This is a genomic window from Anaerococcus tetradius, from assembly GCF_947087635.1.
In the GTDB taxonomy this organism is placed as follows: Bacteria; Bacillota; Clostridia; order Tissierellales; family Peptoniphilaceae; genus Anaerococcus; species Anaerococcus tetradius.
In genome coordinates, this window is sequence record NZ_CAMUDP010000003.1 from 105,980 (window position 1) to 125,315 (window position 19,336).

Below are 19,336 nucleotides of genomic sequence, written 5' to 3' on the forward strand. Positions count from 1 at the left end.
GGAATAAAAGGGGCAGCTTGCCTCTTTTATTTTAAGCCTTGAGGTTTAGTATGTTAATTGGAGAAAATATTATGACAAATAAATCGAATAATAAGAAATCGGTATTTAAGAAAAGGCTTCACAAAGGATTTAAAAAATTTTATAAATTACTAAAAAAATTTACGCCTATTGTCGTATCCATTGTATCTGTAATAATAGCTTATGAGACAGTAAAGACGTCTCAGTTTTCTAGTATAAATTCTTTGCTAGTTGAAAAATATAAGACTGATCTAGAGCATCTGGAAGAGGATGTGTTAAGCCTACAAAATATGCAGGCAGAGGTTGATTTGGATAACAAAGCTGAACTAGGAAGCCTCGAGACTCTAAAATATTATAAGTCTAGAAATAAGGCTATCAAGAATTCAGCAGAATTGTATCTGAATGAAGAAAATAAAAATTGTGATTCTTTGCAAGATAAGATTAAAGAGGAATGTGAAAAGCTAGATAGTGATTTAGATATTGCTATATCTTACAGAAAAGCCCATCCCCCAAAGACTGAACAAAAACCACATATAAGAGTTCCCCTAGTTAAAACAGATGGACCAGGAGTAAATGCCGATAAGATAGAAGTAGCTGATAACAAGGATTTAATGAAGGAGTATATCAAATATAGCAAGGAAGAATGGTCAGACCTACCAAGGAGAGTCAAGACTTATATAGATAATTTTGACAAGAAAAACTATAAGGATAAGTAGGGAGCTGATTGGTCTAGCATATCCTAAGTTAAGTGAATATCGTCATAAATTCTATATTAGCTTTAAACGCAAAATACGTTTAAAGCTAATTTTTATGGTATAATAGTTTTAGGAGGTGGCATATGGAGATCATCAAGATTTTAAATATCAAGTTTAGAAATATTAATATTTTTGATGGCGAAGTCAATTTTGACTTTTTTACTAACGATAGGGTTGTAGAAAATACTGGAACCTATAATATTGCTGGGAGTATAAATACTAATTCTATTATTTCCATGGTTGGGTTGAATGCTGTTGGAAAAACATCTTTACTCAAGATTCTTGATTTTATCTTAGGGATTGTGATTAATAATAAGAGTTTGAATGAGACGAATAATTTGATTTTAGCTTCTAGTAATGATTTTGAGTTTGACGTTGTTTTTTATTATAAGGAAAATTATCACAAGTTGTCATGTTTTATAGAAAAAAGATTAAATCAAAATCATCCTGAGTTTGTTTATAGAAATGAATTTTTGAGGAGTATCAATAAGTCAAATATTAAATCCAAGGTCAATTTGAAAGCTTTTATTGAGCAAAGACTGGATGAGATTAATGCAGATTCTGTAAGGAATAATCTAGATGATACTACAACCCAATTATTAAAAAGTGATGATAGTATAGTTACCCTTATAACAAAAAGTGTGAATTTGCCACTTAGACAAATGATTGATAATGTCAACCTGAATCTTTTGAGTGTAGATTCTAGTGTAAGTTCAGAGGTTTTGAATTTATTTGATAGCAATATTGACTATATTAGGCATGAGAATAATGATGTTGATAGTAATGTTGTATTAAAATTCAAAAATTCGAAGGGTTTTTATTCATCTAGTAATAGGAATGCCTGGGGTGAGATTATTTCTTCTGGTACTATCAAGGGCAATAGTCTTGTTGATATGTCGCTTGATGTATTGAAAACAGGGGGATATTTAATTATTGATGAATTGGAAAACCACTTTAACAAGCAATTGGTTAAGACTTTTATTGATTTATTTAAAGATCCACTTATTAATAAGAAGGGTGCGACTATTATTTTTTCTACCCACTATCCAGAATTAATGGATTTTATGGAGAGGTTAGATAATATATATCTTCTTACTAGGAATGAAAGTAATAGGGCTAAACTTAATTTGTTGAGCGAATATGTGAAAAGAAATGACATTAAAAAGAGTGATATTATATTGTCTAATTATATAAAGGGAACTTCGCCAAGCTACAAGAGTGTTATGACTTTCAAGAATTACATTAAAAACGAGGTCATTAATGAACAAAATTAAGAAGCTTATTGAAGTTGATTTTAATAATTGTTATATTTTATGTTTATGCGAAGGTAAAACAGAGTGGGCAATAATCGATATTTTGTTAGATAATAAGAAGTTAAAGTTTAGCAGAGAAGCCTTGGTAGGGGAAAAGTTCATTTAAGGATGAGCGGAGATGAGTTAACGAGAGAATTCTTGCAATTTGATTATGATAAAGAATTAATAATATTTAGAATATTAGATTCTGTAAATGAGAATTTATGCATAAAGAAACCCTACAATAGATAACAAGTATTTAACTTCTATACTAGTCATGAAATCGAATTAGTTTTTATCCACTATGATAACTTATATAAGGAGTTTGAAAAAAAGAAATCTATTGTTAAGGCTAGTGAATTTTACAAATCGCATAATAAGAATTACCGTAAAAATTATGAGTATACTATCAATTATTTGGATGATATTGAAAAACTTATTGACTCTATAAAAAAGTCAGGGCATAAAGATGAACTAGGTATTTATGATTTGATGCTAGATTAGTGCTGTTATCTTTATTTAGGCAAGCTAAAAGATAATGGCGTTAAAGAAAGATTGAAAATTCATTATGAAAATTGTTTATTTGTTGCTAAAAAACGTATTATAGTATTAATCGGGTCTGTAAATAATTTTGTGTATCAACCTAAATCCTGATATTGATATGTACCTTCTTTACTGGACAAAGCAGTAAGGAGGGTATTTTTATGAAATATAGATATGAATTTAAAAAGAACTGTATAGAATTATACAAAAAAGGTAGGTTGTCTGTTGATATTATTAGTATATCTTATACTCCTTTTTCTTTTAGCTTATTTAATACTAAGAGCCAATATTTGCTTGTTTTGTTTCTGATCTTTTTCTGGCATAAAAATTCCTCCTGATTAGTTTTTACTTACCCTAATCAGGAGGTTTCTATACACAAAATTTTACACAGTCTCATATCGTATGATTTTAATAGCCCAATATTATCCTAAATTGGTCAAATTCTTCGGGATATTTTTTTAGGACTTTTTCTATATTTTTTTGAGATACTTTTAAGACGAGCTCTGCAATTTCATTTATCAGAGGCATTTGCTCAAAGGTAAAGATAATTTTATCACCTATATCATCTTTTATTATAAAATCTGCTATTACAAGGTCATAGTTTGAGTTTTTTATTTTTTTGAAATCAATTTCACATTCATCTAAGGTGTCCACATCCATTACATTTCCAAACCATAGATTAACTATATTTTCTAGGGATTTTGTATAATAATGGTCGTCGTGGCTAATGATTAAAGCCTTAGGTTTCATTGATGTTTTAATGAGTTGGGGTATTAGGTCAGGCCGAAGGGTGTAGGTTGTATAGACCAAGTCCCTTAATTTATACTTAAACTTTGGATGAAGCATATCCAAGTATTCTTTTAATATTCGATTTAAGTCTTTGTGGAAGTCTACATTGAAAAATTTTACATAATTTAAAAAGTATTCTGAATGGTCTACAAAGAAGTCAACTCCATCAATGTTAGATATCTTGAATTTAAAGTAGGTGAATATCAACCTATATAGCTCTTTTTTGTCCCTTATAGTTAGCTTATACTTGTTAATTAAATAAGTTATGCTTTTGTCATAAAATTCATAGAGTTTATTCGAATCATAGGAATTATCTAGAATTACTTCTGGTTTTTCTATAAAGAATAAGAAGTCATTGTAAAAGAAGTAGGTTAAGATTTGGTACAAAATATCTTCTACTTTGTCTTCTGAGTGAGGGAATTCCTTTTCAATAAAATTACTTATATCTTTATTTTTAGAAAGATCTTTAACTATTTTTAGTAGTATGGCGTTTTTTTCGTCTGTTTCTAACTTATATCCTTGTCTTAGTCTTATGATTGATACAGCTAAGCCTATTTTAATGTATTCAAAATGAGCGTAATATATCTTGCCATGGATATATGGTGCTAAATTACGGACTATAATTTTTACAGACTCCTCATCTAATAAGTCATTAAAAATCCGTTCATTAGGGTAGGGGTTTGTTTCTATAAAGAAATTAATAAAGAATTTTCTTATTTCTTCTTCTTGACCGACAAATTGTAGGCTTGAGTAAGAATAGTCGAGATTATAGACACCTTCCAAAGAGTCATTTAAAAATTTGACACTATTGTAAACGAAGTTTCGCTTACGTTAAGGTCTATGGCAAGGTCTAGTTTATTAATATCTTTTTGGAAAAATGTAAGTTTTAATATATTTACAATTAAAGACTTGCTTAGAAAAGTTCTCTGCATTGTTAAAAGCCCAAATTTAGAATCGAAGCTTGACTTTATCATTGATCCGCAATAATTAAAGTCTACTAGATCTTGGAATATGAGCTCTAAGCTGTTTAGGTAGGAATATAATGTTTTTCTGGAAACCCCTAAATAATGCATAAGACTTCTAATGTTTAGCCACTCATTGTTATACCTATATAAGTGAGTCATCAGATTCATCATTTTTTTATCTTGTCCATTTACTAACATAATATAACTCCAAAAACTAATATGTGATATACATAATCACTATCGAATGAAACACATAATCATTATCACATAATTTGACTAAAAAAGCAATTAAAAAACTAACTTTTTATGGTAAAAAAGAAAAATATATAAAAAAATGACTGGATTTCTCAAATGTTTTATAATACAGAACATAGATAATTAATTTTCTAACTTATCAATTAGGAGGAAGTTATGAAGAAGATATGTGTTAATGGCAATACGAGTTAAGGCTATTAAGAAATGAAATGTGTTAAGAAGATTAATATAGAAATTATTTTATTTAAGGAGGATATATGAAAAATAGGATTCAAAAAATATTTCAAATGCTACTTGCCCTTGTTCTTTTGTTGACAAGTATGGGAATAAATAACGCTTTCGCAGCAGGCAATGGTTCGATAACTGTAAATGGAACAACTAAAGATAAGACTTATGGAATTTATAAGATATTTGACTTAACTTACAAAGATGACAATGTATCTTATACGATAGCAGATGATTGGAAAGATTTTTTCACTACAGGAAAGGGTAAAGCCTATATAGTTGATCAAAATAATACAGGTAAAAACCTTAATCCTATTGTAGTGGATGGGGAAGTTAAGTATATCAATATAACTGAGGATAATGTAGCTGACTTTGCAAAAACAGCCATGGGTGAAATAGCTGATAAAACTAGACAAGCTGTTCAAAAAGCAACCGGTGATACATTAACATTTACAGGCTTAGAGCTTGGATATTATTTAGTTCATCCTGAAGGAGCATCTGAAGCTAGCCAGGGTCAAAGTTCCATAGTTTCTTTAACATCTACAATACCTAATGGCGAAGTTAAGGTAAAGGGAATTTATCCAACAATCAAAAAGGAAGCAAAAACAAAATCTGCAGATTATGGCGAGAAGGTAAGCTTCACAATTACAGGAAAAGTTCCAGATCCAACTGGCTATAAGAAGTATGAATATGTTCTAAAAGATAGCCTTCCTAAGGGATTAACTATTGATAAAGATAGCATCAAAGTTACCATTGGAGATACTGATAATACAGCAAATATAACAAAGGCTGTAAATGGTCAAGATTTAAGTGTTACATTCAATATATTAGAGCTTGTAAAAAATAATTCTGCTATAGTTGGTCAAGAAATAAAGCTTACTTATGATACAAGAGTAAATAAAGACTTTGTTCTTGGAAATCAAGGTGAAGAAAACAAGGCCCATGTCGAGTTTTCAAACGACCCTAAAGATGAAAACAAAATAGAAAAGACTCCAGATGAAAAGGTAAAAATATATTCAGGAAAAATCAAAGTTTTGAAGTATGCAAAAGGCGATAAGGAGAAAAAACTTGAGGGTGCACAATTTGTTCTTAAAAACTCTGAAGGAAAATTCTACAAATTAGATGATTCCAATAATCAAAAGAAGGTTACTTGGGTTGACCAAGAAAAAGACGCAACAGTTTTAACATCAGATAAGAATGGTGAACTCGAATTTACAGGAATAAAGGCTGGAACTTATAAGCTAAAAGAAACAAAGGCACCAGACGGATACAACCTACTTACAGAAGAAAAAGAAGTTGTCTTGAAAGATGGCACTAATGGAGCAGACACAGTAACTATGGAAGCAACTTCTGATGTAGAGAATAGTTCAGGTACCCAACTACCTAAAGTGGGTGGAGCAGGAACTAAGTTATTCGCCTTGGTTGGTGGACTAGTTATTCTTTATGCAGGCTTTAGCCTAATTAGAGGAAAAATAAAATTACAAGAAAGGTAATGGTGAGGAGGAATTAAGATCCTTCCCATAGATTGATTATGGAGAAAAAGAAAGCTATTTTTCTAAAAATATTACTTGTAATAGGTTTCGTTATTTTCTTCTACCCCAATGTAAGTGATTATGTAAATGATTTTACCCAAAGCAGGGGGATTATAAATTACGAAAAGTCTTTAGACGAATTTGCCAATATTGATATTAAAAAAATCAAGGATGAAGCTAGTCTATACAATAGAAAGATTTTTGAGGAAAAAGATGCTATTTATTATCCGAATCTAGTTAAAAATTACAAAGAAAATTTGAATCCATTTAAGGATGGGATGATGGGTTACCTTAAAATCGAAAAAATCGGTGTCTATCTTCCCATCTATCATGGGGTAAATGAAGGAGTTATCCAAAAGGGGGTGGGCCACTTGCCTGGAACATCCTTGCCTATCGGTGGAGCGTCAAGTCATGCTGCCTTGTCAACTCATTGTGGTTTGCCAAGTGCAAAACTTTTTACAGATTTGCACAAGATAGAAGTCGGAGATCAATTTGTAGTGTCAGTTCTTGGTGAAGATTTATATTATCAGGTAATCAATAAAGAAACGGTTCTGCCTAAAAATGTAGAACCCCTAAAGGTTTTTGAAGGAAAAGATTATGTAACTTTGTTCACATGTACGCCTTATGGAATTAATACTCATAGGCTACTAGTTAGGGGAGAGAGAATCTATCCACCACAAAGCTCAAAGGGAAAAGAGGCAAAAGAAGAAGTTAAGAAAAATATGTTCCTAACTATTATAAAACTAGTTTCAATATTTGCTTTGATTATTATAATCATCCTTTCTATGATAAAAGACTTCATAGATCTTAGAAAAGAGAAAAGCTTAAAAGAAAAATAGCGATAAGCATACTTATGAAATGGAGGAGGAATAAATGAATAAACTAAATAAAAGCAAGCTAGTTTGTCTTTTTGTATTGCTATTTAGCTTTATTTCTAATTTTCAAAATATTTACGCAAGTAATAATATTAATTCTCCAGAACAAATAGATTTTACAATTTCTTATACTGATGGAAGTTATGGCATAAAAGATGCTGAATTTAGCATATATAAAATAGGAAATATTGATAAAAATAACAATATCAGCTTGTGTGAAGACTTTAGTAAATACCCCATAAATTATGATAAAGTTAAGAAAAGTCAGTGGAATGAATATGCTAATACCCTAAAAGGCTATGTAAAAAAAGACAAGATTAAAGCGTTTTGTAAGGGAAAAACCGACGATAAGGGCTTATTGAATGTGAGATTAAACAAGGGTCTATATCTTATTGTTGGAGAGGATTTATTTACAGGATCCGACAAGTATATGAGTAATCCCTTTATTGTTTTACTTCCTGAAAAGGATACAGAAACAGGCATATATTTAGATAAATCAAGGGCATATCCTAAACTTACCAAAGAAACTCGCACCAAAAAGACCATAGACATAGATGTCTTGAAGGTTTGGGATGATGATGGTTATGAAAACGAAAGGCCAAGCTTTATAGAAGTGGAACTATTGGGCAATGGAAAATCAAAAGAGAGTGTAAGACTAAACAAGGACAATAATTGGACTTATGTTTGGAAGAACCTCGATTCTAGCATCTCTTGGACAGTGGTTGAGAAAAATTTTAATAGAAAAAAATACGAAGTCAAAGTTAAGAATTACGAAAATAGCTTCGTTATCACAAATATTTATCTACCAACTACTCCTAAGGAACCAGCTACTCCTAAGGAACCAGCTACTCCTAAAGAACCAGCTACTCCTAAAGAACCAGCTACTCCACCAAAACCAGATCCAACTCCTCAAGAAGTAGCTTTTAAAAAGCCGCCTATGCTACCACAAACTGGACAAGAATGGAGGCCAGTATATTTTCTATCAGCTATGGGGATTATTAGTATTGTAATAGGATATATCAAAGAAAAAGGAAGGAGAACTAAGGAATGAAAAAAAGAATATCAAAAATTTTTAGTATATTTTTGGCGTTAGTAATTCTAGTTTCTAATTCTCCATTCGCACTGGCAAAAGCTTGTAATGAAAGTGTCTTTCCCAAAGCCTATAATCATGCTAGTATAAAAAAATGTGTAAGCAAAAGTCTATTAAGGAAGAATTATTTGAACAATAACTTGCTCTTGGCATCAAATCAACTAGATTCTAATCAAAGTGACCCTAATATTTATAATGGAGAAAGTGAAAATGAGGATAATCCTTCTAATGAAAATCTAGAAGATACAGAAAAAGCGTCTTTGTCCAAAGAAGATTTGAAGCTCATAGACAAGTATAAAGCTATCCTTGCTAATAAAGCCTATAATTTGATTGAAAAAGAGGATGATGAAGAGAAAACATCTGAATCAGAAGATCAGGGCGAGGATAAGAAGCTAAAAATTATTAAAGTTAAGGATGAAAACGAGTACACAAATTTAGTAGCTAAAAAAAATGAAAAATACAAGGGATATCAAGACTTAGTTTTAGAGGCGAGGGATGATAAAAGAATTGATGAGATAAATTTATATGCTAATGAAAAGCTAGAAGTAGTTAAAAACTTATTTACAGAAGAAGAAATCAATAGGATACAAGATATCCTTAATAGATTAGAAATTTATCTTGGAGAAAATGAAAAAGAAGATAATATAGAAGAAATTCAAAGCCTCCTAGAAGAATTAAGGAGGATTAAGGGCTCATATTCCCTTGAAGATAAGGGCCTTACAATAAAAGATGAAAGCTTTGATGAAGACGAAAAGCTAAGACACTTAACATTAACAAATAAAAATCCAGAAAATAAAAAAATAAGACTACTTATCAAAATCAAAAAAGATAATGAAGAAAATGAGGTGCCCTTACTAAGGCTTGCTGTTAAAAACACGTCTGAAGAAGACAACTTTGCTTTATTTTGTAAAAAAGATAAGCCAGAGGCTAGGTCGCTTGAAGCTATAGCATATAAGGATGATGTTCCCGCCAAAGATACAAAAAAAGAAAATGTGGCTAGGTCCAGTTTTCTTAGATCAGCGAGAGTTCTTAAATCTCATTCCAGTCACCATGATTATTATTACAAGGATATAGAAGTAATTAAATCATGGAAAGGCGGCAATGAGGAGCATGACCCTATAAAGGTGAAGCTTTTTAAGAATTATACAGTTAGGATTAGATATTATAATCATAGGGGGCGAGAAAAAACAAGGGATATAGAAATAAAAAATCTCTACACAGATTCTATTGAACTTTCTGAATCCAGTGATTGGAAAGGAAGATTTAAGGATATTCCAGACGAATATTCGCAAAAGAGTATCATCAAAAAAGACTATAAGAAACATAAGAGTTACTTAAAAGAAGATGCAGGAAGTGCTTTTCCTAATGATATTCCAGACGATTTTGAAATAGAAGGAATCCACAATTTTACCTATAGTATCTCTGAGGTCAAGGTCCCAGGCTATACGAGTACTATTGAAAAATCAACCCACAATCATCACGAATATGAGTCGGATATATACTATATCACAAATACCAAAGAGCACAATGAACCAGAAGTACCAGATGAACCAGAAATACCAGATGAACCAGAAGAAGATGACACGCTAAAACCAAAAATTACAGTCCATGAGCAAATTGATTATCTCGGTGATAATGTTAAAAATCAGGATACGGATATTCAAGGAGATAAAAAGTATAAAAATCAACTAGAAGATATTTATAGATTGTATCTTGATGTTGAAGGTACAAGAGTCAAAAAGCAAGAAGCAGTAGATTTGTTATTTGTATTAGATGGCTCTTCCAGTATGGGAACAAAAGACATGAGCTGGAATGGTGAAGCTATTAGTCGTAAGGATGCCATGATTGGGATGATAAATAATACTGACTTAGTTGAAAATTTCTTGAAGCAAAATGATCAAAATAGGGTTGCCTTCCTATATTTCGAAGGATACGCAGGAAATGAAAATACAAAAAGAGAAGATGGATATACTTACCATGAAGATGCGCAAATTATTAAAAATTGGTCCCATAGCTTTGATAGGAATATAGATTTCGATTTTAAGGCTAGATATATGGGGACAAACTACCAAGCGGGTCTTATGATGGCAGAAGAATTGTTAAGAAAATCTGAAGAACAAAAAGGTAGAAGGCAAGTTATGATTTTTATTAGCGATGGGGTCCCAACTTTTTGGATTGACAGTGATGGTAACCGTCGTGAGGATGGTCGTAACAGTTCGACCACTGTTAGTAACTCAAAATTTTATACTGAAGAATTTTTGGATGGCTTTTATAGTAGACATCCAAATCTAATCACCCACGCTGTGGGGGTATCCGAAGATATAGATGAAGAGAATCTTTTAGAATCAAAAAGTCCAGAAGTTCTCAAATACATGGCAAACAAGGGAAAAGGAGCTTATATTGGAGTTAAAAGCAATACAGGAGAGCTAGTCTCTAAATTAAAATATGCTATTGAGGCTGCTGTAACAGAGGTAAGGATAGAAAATACCTTAAGTGATAGAGTTGAGCTTTTAGCCGATAAGGCAGACTTTAAAGTTGTTAAAGTCAATAAAGTTACAGGGGAAGAAACAATTCTTTGGGAAGATGGTCATGAAACTTTGCAAAATGGAGATGGTTCTAATAGACGTATCAATAGCTTGGTCTATGACGAGTCTAATAAAAAAGTTGTTTTGACCTTTAATCCTAATTATAAATTAGAAGGAAATACAAAATATGTTCTTTCTTATAATATCAAAACTAACCAGAAAGCCCAAGAGGACTACCAAAAGAATGGTTATGACGCAAAAGGAGATATGGATACAGACTACAAGGGAAATGATACAAGTTCGGGCAAGGCAGGATTTTCTGCCAATAAGAATTCTGTAGTTTACTATAAGGGAGGAGAAAAATCCTTCCCTCATCCAGTTGTCCAAGTAAAAGCCCCACCAAGTCGTGAACTTCCAACAACAGGTGGCAAGGGAACTAAGATAATAAAAGCAGTAGGCGGAATAGTCTTTCTAGGAGCAGGCTTTGCTCTAATCAGGAAAAAAAGAAATGCTTAGAAAGAATATATATTTTTATTTTGGAGGAGCTTGCATCCTCTTGGCCTTTCTCTGTCTGGCCCATAATCTTAGAGAAGACCATGAGGCGAAAGTGAGGACGCAAAAGATAGTAACAGAACTTAAAGAAAAAGTTGGAAAAAAACCTAGTCCACAAAATAATTATATAGAAAATCCGAAAATGGAGATGCCAACCAGGCAAATCAATGGCTTAGACTATATAGGTTATCTCAAAATTGAAAAATTTTCCCTGGACTTGCCCATTCTTAGTGATTGGTCATATCCCTTAATAAGGATATCTCCAGCAAGGTACAGGGGAAGTGTATATGAAAATAATATGATAATCCTTGCCCATAACTATGATGCTCACTTTGGATATCTTCATAGACTTGATAAAGGAGATAAGGTTGAATTTGTAGATATGAATGATAATCACTTCATCTATGAGGTAGAAGATGTAGAAATTATTAGGCCGGATCAAATAAATGACCTTGTGGCAGGAGATTGGGACCTAAGCTTATTTACTTGCACCCTAGGTGGAAAATCTAGAGTCCTCGTACGCTGCAAAATTCAAAATAAGATTAAAAAATAGGGTGAATAATTTTCTAAATTAAGGCAAGGCTTGAATAAATCTGGACAAAATAATACTCGCTAGTGGATGCTGACTCATCTTTTTGATGGGGGCATCCATTTTTGATTGTCTAATAATTGCTTATCAATCCTGCTTTTGGGGGATTTTTGACGTCTTTTTGTTACTAGGCTCTTAGATTTACTAGTGAGATTTCTCCTGACTTCGTTCGTTCGAAATGACAGTGAGGAGCGAAACGACTTGAGGATCTTTTTTTGAATTTCCATAATTTCTAGGAGTTTTGACTTTTTTATTGCTTTTTATTGCTTCTTGATATATATTGAAAGAACTAGGAGGCGATGATGAAAGATTTTTGGTCATATGATAAAGATTATATTTTAAAAGAGTTAAATTCTAGTGAGGCTGGTTTGTCCAGCCAAGAAGCTTTGGATAGGATTGATAGTTATGGCAAAAATGTTTTTGAGGAAAAGAAATCTTCTTCTAATTTTATGATTTTTTTGTCTCAATTTAAGAGTCCCATAACCATGATTCTTATATTTGCAGCAGTCTTATCTATATTTTTGAAGGATTATTCTGATGGGATAATTATTTTGATTATTATTTTTATTTCTTCATTTTTGAGCTATCTTCACGAAAGCAAGGCCAAGGATGCTGTAAAGAAACTCCTTTCTTCGGTTAGTGTTACTTCTAATGTTTTAAGGGATGGCACTTTTCGAGAAATGGACAATGCAGATTTGACAATTGGTGATGTTATTAGTGTAAAGACAGGAGATATGATACCTGCTGATTGCCTTATTCTAGAGGCTAATGCTCTTACGACCGATGAGTCAAGCCTAACTGGGGAGACCTTCCCTGTTGAAAAGCTAGTCGGAAAAATTCCTGCAAAGACTGCTCTTTCTCAAAGGAAAAATTCTCTTTGGATGGGGACTTATGTTATTAGTGGCTCAGCTAAGGCTCTTATAGTTAATTTGGCAAAGGATTCTGAGTTTGGCAAGATAACTTCATCACTTAGCCAAAAGGATTCTGATACAGATTTCGAAAAGGGAATCAAGGATTTTGGCAACCTAATTTTACGAGTTACAAGTATTTTAATCGGCTTGATATTTATATTTAATATTATCCTAAATAAATCCTTTTTGGATTCATTTATTTTTGCCTTGGCTTTATCTGTTGGCTTAACTCCACAAATGTTGCCAGCTATAATAAGTGTGAATTTATCCCAAGGGGCTAAGAGAATGTCTCAGGAAGGGGTAATAGTAAAGAAATTAAATGCTATAGAAAACTTCGGTTCTATGACAATCATGTGTTCAGATAAGACAGGGACAATCACCCAGGGAAAGGTCAAGCTTGATTATTGTTTAGATTTTAGGGGAGAAAAATCTGATAGCTTGTATAAATTTGCTGCCATAAATTCATATTTTCAAGAAGGCTACGCAAATCCTATTGATGAAGCAATCCTAAGTTTAAAGAAGGAAGACTTTTCTTCCTACAAGAAACTTTATGAAATTCCCTATTCTTTTGAAAATAAACTTTTAAGTGTAATAGTGAAGACTGGCTCTGACTTAGCAAATAAAAATCTTATGCTTACAAAAGGCGCCTTTGCGAGCGTTGTCGATATATGTGATTCTTACGAAAAGGAAGATGGTTCGCTTGGAAATATTGATGAAATAAGAGGGCAAATATTTGATTTATTTAACAAGTTTTCAAGCAGGGCCTACAGAGTCCTCGCCCTTTCCTACAAGGAATTAAACGATGATACCGACTTTGAAAAAGAGAAGGCAAGTGGCATGATATTTAAGGGCTTCCTGCTATTTATGGATCCATTAAAGGAAGATGTCAAAGATGTAATCGAAAAAATGGATAAGCTAGGAGTCTGTCTAAAAATGATAACTGGCGACAACCAAGAAATAGCCAAACACATTGGAAGGGAAATAGGACTTGACCCTGACAAAATCTTGCTTGGTGAAGATTTAAGTTCATATTCACTAAGCCAACTAAACAAAAAAGTTCTAGACATTGATATTTTCGCCGAAATAAGTCCAAACCAGAAGGAAAAAATAATCAGAGCCTACAAAGAAGCAGGCGAGATAGTGGGCTATATGGGAGATGGCATAAATGACGCAGCCGCCATAAAACAAGCTGATGTAGGAATTTCAGTCGATACGGCAGCTGACACTGCAAAAGATGCTGCCGCAATTGTCCTCTTACAAAATAGCCTCAAGGTCTTATTATCAGGAATAATAGAAGGCAGAAGAACCTTTATTAACACCTTGAAATATATATTCGTTGCGACTAGTGCAAACTTTGGAAACATGTTTTCAATGGCGGGGGCAAGTCTATTTCTAAAATTCTTGCCCCTCTTACCAAAACAAATCCTACTAACCAACCTACTTACTGACTTCCCTTCCTTGCAAATCGCATCAGACTCTGTAGACGGAGCTTGGCTAAAAAGTCCAGTAAAATGGGACATGAAATTCATCAAAAAATTCATGATAGTATTCGGAATAACATCTTCCGTATTTGACTATGTAACATTCTTCGTCATGATGATTATTTTTAGGGCGGATGAAAAACTCTTCCAAACTGCTTGGATGTTAGAATCAGTAATCTCAGCTATGGTTGTAATGCTAATAGTAAGAACTGCAAGACCAGTAATAAAAAGTAAGGCTAGCAAAAAACTAATCCTATCCATACTAGCTGTAAGCATATCCCTACTTGCAATAATATACAGCCCACTAAACACCTACCTAGGCTTAATCGCCCTACCTATCAAGGTTCTAATCTCCATGCTTTCCATATCCCTAGTCTACGCCCTAGTAGCAGAAATCATGAAGAAAAGATTCTACAAACACAACTCCTTCTCTAGAAAGACTTCTAACTAGGCTACAAAACTAAATACAAACATAATAAGACCGTAAGATAAAACTTGCGGTTTTTTTGGTATGATGAAATAATTATTTACAATAGCAACGAAGGTAAGGCAAAAATCATACTTGAAACTGTTAGATAGAAAATTCAACTATAAACTTAAAGTTGACAGTTCAAAAGGAATGTGGAAGATCATTTCAAACAATAAAGTAAAATATTAGCAAGCACATAAAAATATTTTTGAAGGTTTAGAATTAGACGAAAAAGTGGTTGTAAACTATAAGTTGACAACCACTCAACATGGTGCAATTCAGGAAAAACTCAAGAAAATAAAGTTTCCTATTATTCTTTAGAAATGATACTTGCAATTGACACCAGGGTAAGGTCGGTTCGTGGCGTTTAATTTTGAAAATACGATACGACAGTTCTAAAAAATACATATTATATGAAGATGATTTAACATAATTAGTTAAGCTTTTAATTAATATTAGACTTAAAAGAACGAATTGCTTATAAGATCTAAACGAAGAAATTATAAGACTTTAAAATTTCATTAGGATATATCCTAATGAAAATTCGAATATTAATCTATAGGGCCGGTAAATAATTTTGTGTATCAACCTAAATCCTGATAAATGGGTAAGGGTTGATACATTTTTTATGTATCAATGAATGTCCATTCACATAGGAATGGAGCTTTACTTAATTTTACACAACTTTAATAAACTATCAAAATTTCATGAAAATTTACAGCTCATTCTATAATATAATTTTTTAACTTAATTAAAAGCTCCGTAAAAAAATATTGATAATTGGGATAAAATTTTATCCCAGCAACGTATCCTATAGGTTGATTCATCTACCATCTCTAGATACAAACTTTTATAGAGAATAATTATTTGGGAATATGGTCTTGATTTTAGTAACTTTTCTTAGTTGTCTATTGAAGTTTTTCATGTCATTTGTTGTATAAAGTTGTTTATTATTCCTTAGGTTATTAGAAATATGTTGATATTTATTTCAAGTTGTTTCTCAAAAAGCTTACACACATTGGGTACTCTTTACCACAATTTTCTTCTACTTTGTTCTAGCATTTTCCCTAGAATAAATATTACTCCAGATTAGTTATTAATCTTATCAGAAAGTTTCCATATAAAAATTTTATACAGCTTATTTATACTTTTATCTCTACTAAGTATCTAACATTAATCGTATAAAGTTTGGAACTTCACCTAGTTTTTCATATCTGATATTATTGTCATAAATTTTATCCATATTTTCATAATCTAGCAAATCATATATTTTGTTTTTAGCAGATATATGTAAAGATTGAAACTTTTTATAATTAAAAACATAGCTGTTTATCTTTGTAGCTTGTAATAATATTTCTGACAATAAAATTTCAAATTTACTAATATCCATTGAGCGTATTAGTTGGAAAAATCTATTTATTTGTAAAATATTATTTCCTTTGATAGCTGATATAATTATATAACTATTTTCAATTCCAGGAAGCATGGTTATATAGAATGCCTCACCTTTATCAACAATATTAAGGCAACCTGCTATGTTTATGTTTCCATGATATGGGATAAGTTTATATAGAATATTATTATAATTATCTTTAGAGTATAAATTATTGCAAAGTTTTTCTAGATCCCTGAATATAATATTTTTTTCTGAAACAATTGCTTTTGCATATGGATTTTCAACTGTTGAAAAATTAAATAGTTTTGAATCTAAGAACTTTAGAGATTCATCTATACCTTTTTCATTAGATAATCTATTATAATAACTGTAGATGCAATTTCTTAAAGTATATTCGAAAAAAATTTGTGGATTGTTAAAGTCGAATGGATTATTATCTATGGTTTCGAAAAGAATATTATCATGAAATTTACAAAGCCCAGTGAAGGTTAGAGCAGTATTAATATCAATATATTTTTCTCGAATCCTATGGAATAGTGGAATTAAGTTCAGAGGATTTGTTTTTTTGAAATAACCTAATATTTGCTTCCCCTTTATATCTGATGAAATATTTTTTAATACTTTTGACTTAGAAATGGAATGAGCTTTTATAATTTCTTTTGAACAATTATCAGTAAATTTATTAATTGAACATACTTTAATTTTTTTTAGTCCTTGGTAATTATCGAATATCATATTTAGCTCATTCTTATTAGAATTATTGTTTGCTACAAAGCTATTAAAAATATCACCTATCATACAACCTCCATAAAATCACTACATATAGTATACAAGTTGTTAATAATACTATATATAGTGTTATTATAAATAATGTTACTACAAAAACTATATATGTAAAGCCTTAAATTATTATAGTTTTTAATAACATAAGAAACCATTATCTGTAATCACATTGAAAGTGTGTTACAATATTAGAAAGCAAACATATAACAATTGGAGAGGTATAAATGGCAAAAGTACAATCAATAGAACCAAATATTGCAGATTTAGTCAATGGATGGCTAAGAGATTATGGATTAGATTATAAATTAGAACAAGAAAGCTTGAATGAGGAAATTGATAAGGCATTAAATGAATATGCTTCTAAAAGTGGTGGAACTGGTGGAAATAGACCTGATGCTAAATTGTTATTACAAGATGAAGCCTTAAACTATTACCCTATTTTAATTGAATATAAGGGATATAAGGATAAATTAGTTAAACTAAATAAAGATGGAAATGTAGATAATACAACTACTAAAAATACACCAAATTATAAAAATATTAATTCCTATGCTGTTAATGGAGCTGTACATTATGCAAATGCCATTTTACATTATACATCTTATACTGATGTAATATCATAGGTGTAACAGGATATAGAAAAAAAGATGGATCAATTGATTACTCTATAGGCGTTTACTACGTTTCTAAAGACAACTTGGGTATTGGTCAAGAGGTTGACAAATATACAGATTTATCTTTTCTTAGAAAAGATAACTTTAATCACTTTATCAAAAAAGTAAATGAACTTTCACTTTCAAATGAAGAATTAGAAAAGCTAAGAGAAAAAAGAGAGAAAGAAATCGAAACATCTTTAACTAAGCTTAACAATGACATCTATAAAGAAGAAAAAGGTTTAAGTGAAAATGACAGAGTTTACTTGGTTTCAGCATCTATTATGGCAACACTAGGGATTCCGGGCAAGGTAAGACCACTAGAAAAGTCAGATTTAGAATCATCTACAGAAGATGGAAATACTGACGGGGAAATAATTGTTAGGAAAATAGAAGCATTTCTTAAAAATAAAAATCTTCCAGAAAGAAAGCAAAACCTCATTGTTAGAACATTAAAAAATACATTATTATCTGAAAATATAAATAAACCGAAAAATGGAGAAAGTCAGCTAAAAAGAATATTTTGTAAAATAGTTGATGATCTAGGAATTTATTATAAAATTGGCTTAACAACAGACTTTACAGGCAAATTATTTAATGAAATGTATTCATGGTTAGGTTTTACACAAGATAAGTTAAATGATGTTGTCCTTACACCATCTTATGTTGCAAACTTACTTGTAAAACTAGCTAGAGTCGATAAAGATTCTTATGTATGGGATTTTGCAACTGGGTTTCGTGTCATAATAATGACACAGGCAAATAGTCAAGTAGATACAAGGGTTTTAGAGCTTCTACCAAAGTTTAAAATCAAAAAAATGAATCGTTGGTGTGCTGTTTAGAGCAGTTATTACGATAATAAATGTTGTAAACAGTACACCAGCATAAAGGAGGAACTCGTATGTCTAAGGCGAAAAAAGAGACGATTGAAGCAAAAGGTTTTGCTATTCAAATTTATACTGAAGACTTTAAAAACGACTATATAAGTCTAACGGATATTGCTAGATATAAAAGTGATGAACCATTTATAGTTATTAATAACTGGTTGAGAAGCAAAGATAATATTCAATTTTTAGGTTTATGGGAATCAATGCATAATCCTGATTTTAAACCTATCGAATTCGATAGGTTTAGAAATGAAGCAGGTAGTAATGCATTCACACTATCACCACAAAAATGGATTGAAAAGACAAATGCGATAGGCATTGTTTCTAAGTCAGGACGATATGGAGGCACATTTGCTCATAGTGATATAGCAATGGAATTTGCTTCATGGATTTCACCAGAATTTAAGCTTTACATTATTCAAGATTATAAGAGACTTAAATCAGATGAAAATTCAAGATTGTCACTGGGATGGAATCTGAATAGAGAAATTTCAAAAATCAACTACAAAATCCATACGGATGCAATCAAAGAGTATCTCTTAAAGGATCTTACCAACGAACAACTATCCTATAAGTATGCAAGTGAAGCAGATATGCTAAATGTTGCTTTATTTAATAAAAGAGCTAAATAGTGGCGTGAAGAAAATCTTGACTTAAAGGGTAATATGAGAGACTATGCAAGTCTAAATGAGTTGCTGGTGCTTGCGAATATGGAAAGCTATAATGCAGTTCTTATCGGTAAAGGTATGGA

13 protein-coding genes and 1 pseudogene are annotated in these 19,336 nt (G+C 31.4%); 11 read left to right on the forward strand and 3 right to left on the reverse strand.

What is annotated here, in order from left to right; translation table 11 throughout:
- Positions 1-71 precede the first annotated feature (71 nt).
- Entirely contained in the window at positions 72-734 is a 663-nt protein-coding gene (locus P6936_RS01830) for a hypothetical protein (protein WP_276880673.1), read from the forward strand.
- A 122-nt stretch (positions 735-856) separates the two neighbouring features.
- Positions 857-2,047 carry an AAA family ATPase gene (locus P6936_RS01835; RefSeq protein ID WP_276880674.1) on the forward strand — a complete coding sequence of 397 codons (1,191 nt, stop codon included), beginning with the start codon at positions 857-859 and terminating at the stop codon, positions 2,045-2,047.
- Positions 2,048-3,016: 969 nt separating this feature from the next.
- On the opposite strand, the gene P6936_RS01840 is transcribed toward P6936_RS01835, so the two are convergent.
- Both P6936_RS01840 and P6936_RS01845 read right to left on the reverse strand, forming a co-directional pair.
- Positions 3,017-4,180, reverse strand: coding sequence for a hypothetical protein (locus P6936_RS01840; protein WP_276880675.1), 1,164 nt, complete (start codon positions 4,178-4,180; stop codon positions 3,017-3,019).
- A gap of 8 nt (positions 4,181-4,188) precedes the next feature.
- Positions 4,189-4,560 (reverse strand): hypothetical protein, encoded by a 372-nt coding sequence (locus P6936_RS01845; protein WP_276880676.1) that lies wholly within the window; start codon positions 4,558-4,560, stop codon positions 4,189-4,191.
- 314 nt (positions 4,561-4,874) lie between these two features.
- Here P6936_RS01845 and P6936_RS01850 point away from each other — a divergent pair, with 314 nt between their 5' ends.
- The 6 genes from P6936_RS01850 to mgtA all read left to right on the forward strand — a co-directional run bounded on the left by P6936_RS01850 (position 4,875) and on the right by mgtA (position 14,848).
- A complete protein-coding gene (locus tag P6936_RS01850) occupies positions 4,875-6,335 on the forward strand; it encodes a SpaH/EbpB family LPXTG-anchored major pilin (RefSeq protein WP_276880677.1) in 1,461 nt (486 codons plus the stop codon).
- Between the two features lie 38 nt (positions 6,336-6,373).
- Complete coding sequence (locus P6936_RS01855) at positions 6,374-7,213, forward strand: class C sortase (RefSeq protein ID WP_276880678.1); 840 nt, start codon at positions 6,374-6,376, stop codon at positions 7,211-7,213.
- 34 nt (positions 7,214-7,247) lie between these two features.
- Positions 7,248-8,300, forward strand: coding sequence for a Cna B-type domain-containing protein (locus tag P6936_RS01860; protein WP_276880679.1), 1,053 nt, complete (start codon positions 7,248-7,250; stop codon positions 8,298-8,300).
- On the forward strand, positions 8,297-11,380 hold the full coding sequence (locus P6936_RS01865) for a DUF7604 domain-containing protein (protein WP_276880680.1): 3,084 nt from the start codon (positions 8,297-8,299) through the stop codon (positions 11,378-11,380). Before P6936_RS01860 ends, P6936_RS01865 begins: the two co-directional genes overlap by 4 nt.
- The gene (locus tag P6936_RS01870) at positions 11,373-11,969 is read left to right on the forward strand and encodes a sortase (protein WP_276880681.1); all 597 of its coding nucleotides are present in this window, start codon (positions 11,373-11,375) and stop codon (positions 11,967-11,969) included. Before P6936_RS01865 ends, P6936_RS01870 begins: the two co-directional genes overlap by 8 nt.
- Before the next feature lie 338 nt (positions 11,970-12,307).
- Positions 12,308-14,848, forward strand: coding sequence for a magnesium-translocating P-type ATPase (gene mgtA / locus P6936_RS01875; RefSeq protein WP_276880682.1), 2,541 nt, complete (start codon positions 12,308-12,310; stop codon positions 14,846-14,848).
- Between the two features lie 1,177 nt (positions 14,849-16,025).
- Here mgtA and P6936_RS01880 read toward each other — a convergent pair.
- Entirely contained in the window at positions 16,026-17,060 is a 1,035-nt protein-coding gene (locus P6936_RS01880) for a hypothetical protein (protein WP_276880683.1), read from the reverse strand.
- Between the two features lie 209 nt (positions 17,061-17,269).
- Between P6936_RS01880 and P6936_RS01885 the strand changes: the two genes are divergently transcribed.
- The 3 genes and pseudogenes from P6936_RS01885 to P6936_RS01895 form a co-directional block, all read left to right on the forward strand.
- A complete protein-coding gene (locus P6936_RS01885) occupies positions 17,270-17,668 on the forward strand; it encodes a VRR-NUC domain-containing protein (protein WP_276880684.1) in 399 nt (132 codons plus the stop codon).
- 74 nt (positions 17,669-17,742) lie between these two features.
- Positions 17,743-18,540, forward strand: coding sequence for a hypothetical protein (locus tag P6936_RS01890; RefSeq protein WP_276880685.1), 798 nt, complete (start codon positions 17,743-17,745; stop codon positions 18,538-18,540).
- Between the two features lie 59 nt (positions 18,541-18,599).
- A pseudogene (locus P6936_RS01895) lies at positions 18,600-19,336 on the forward strand (KilA-N domain-containing protein); the annotation flags it as partial.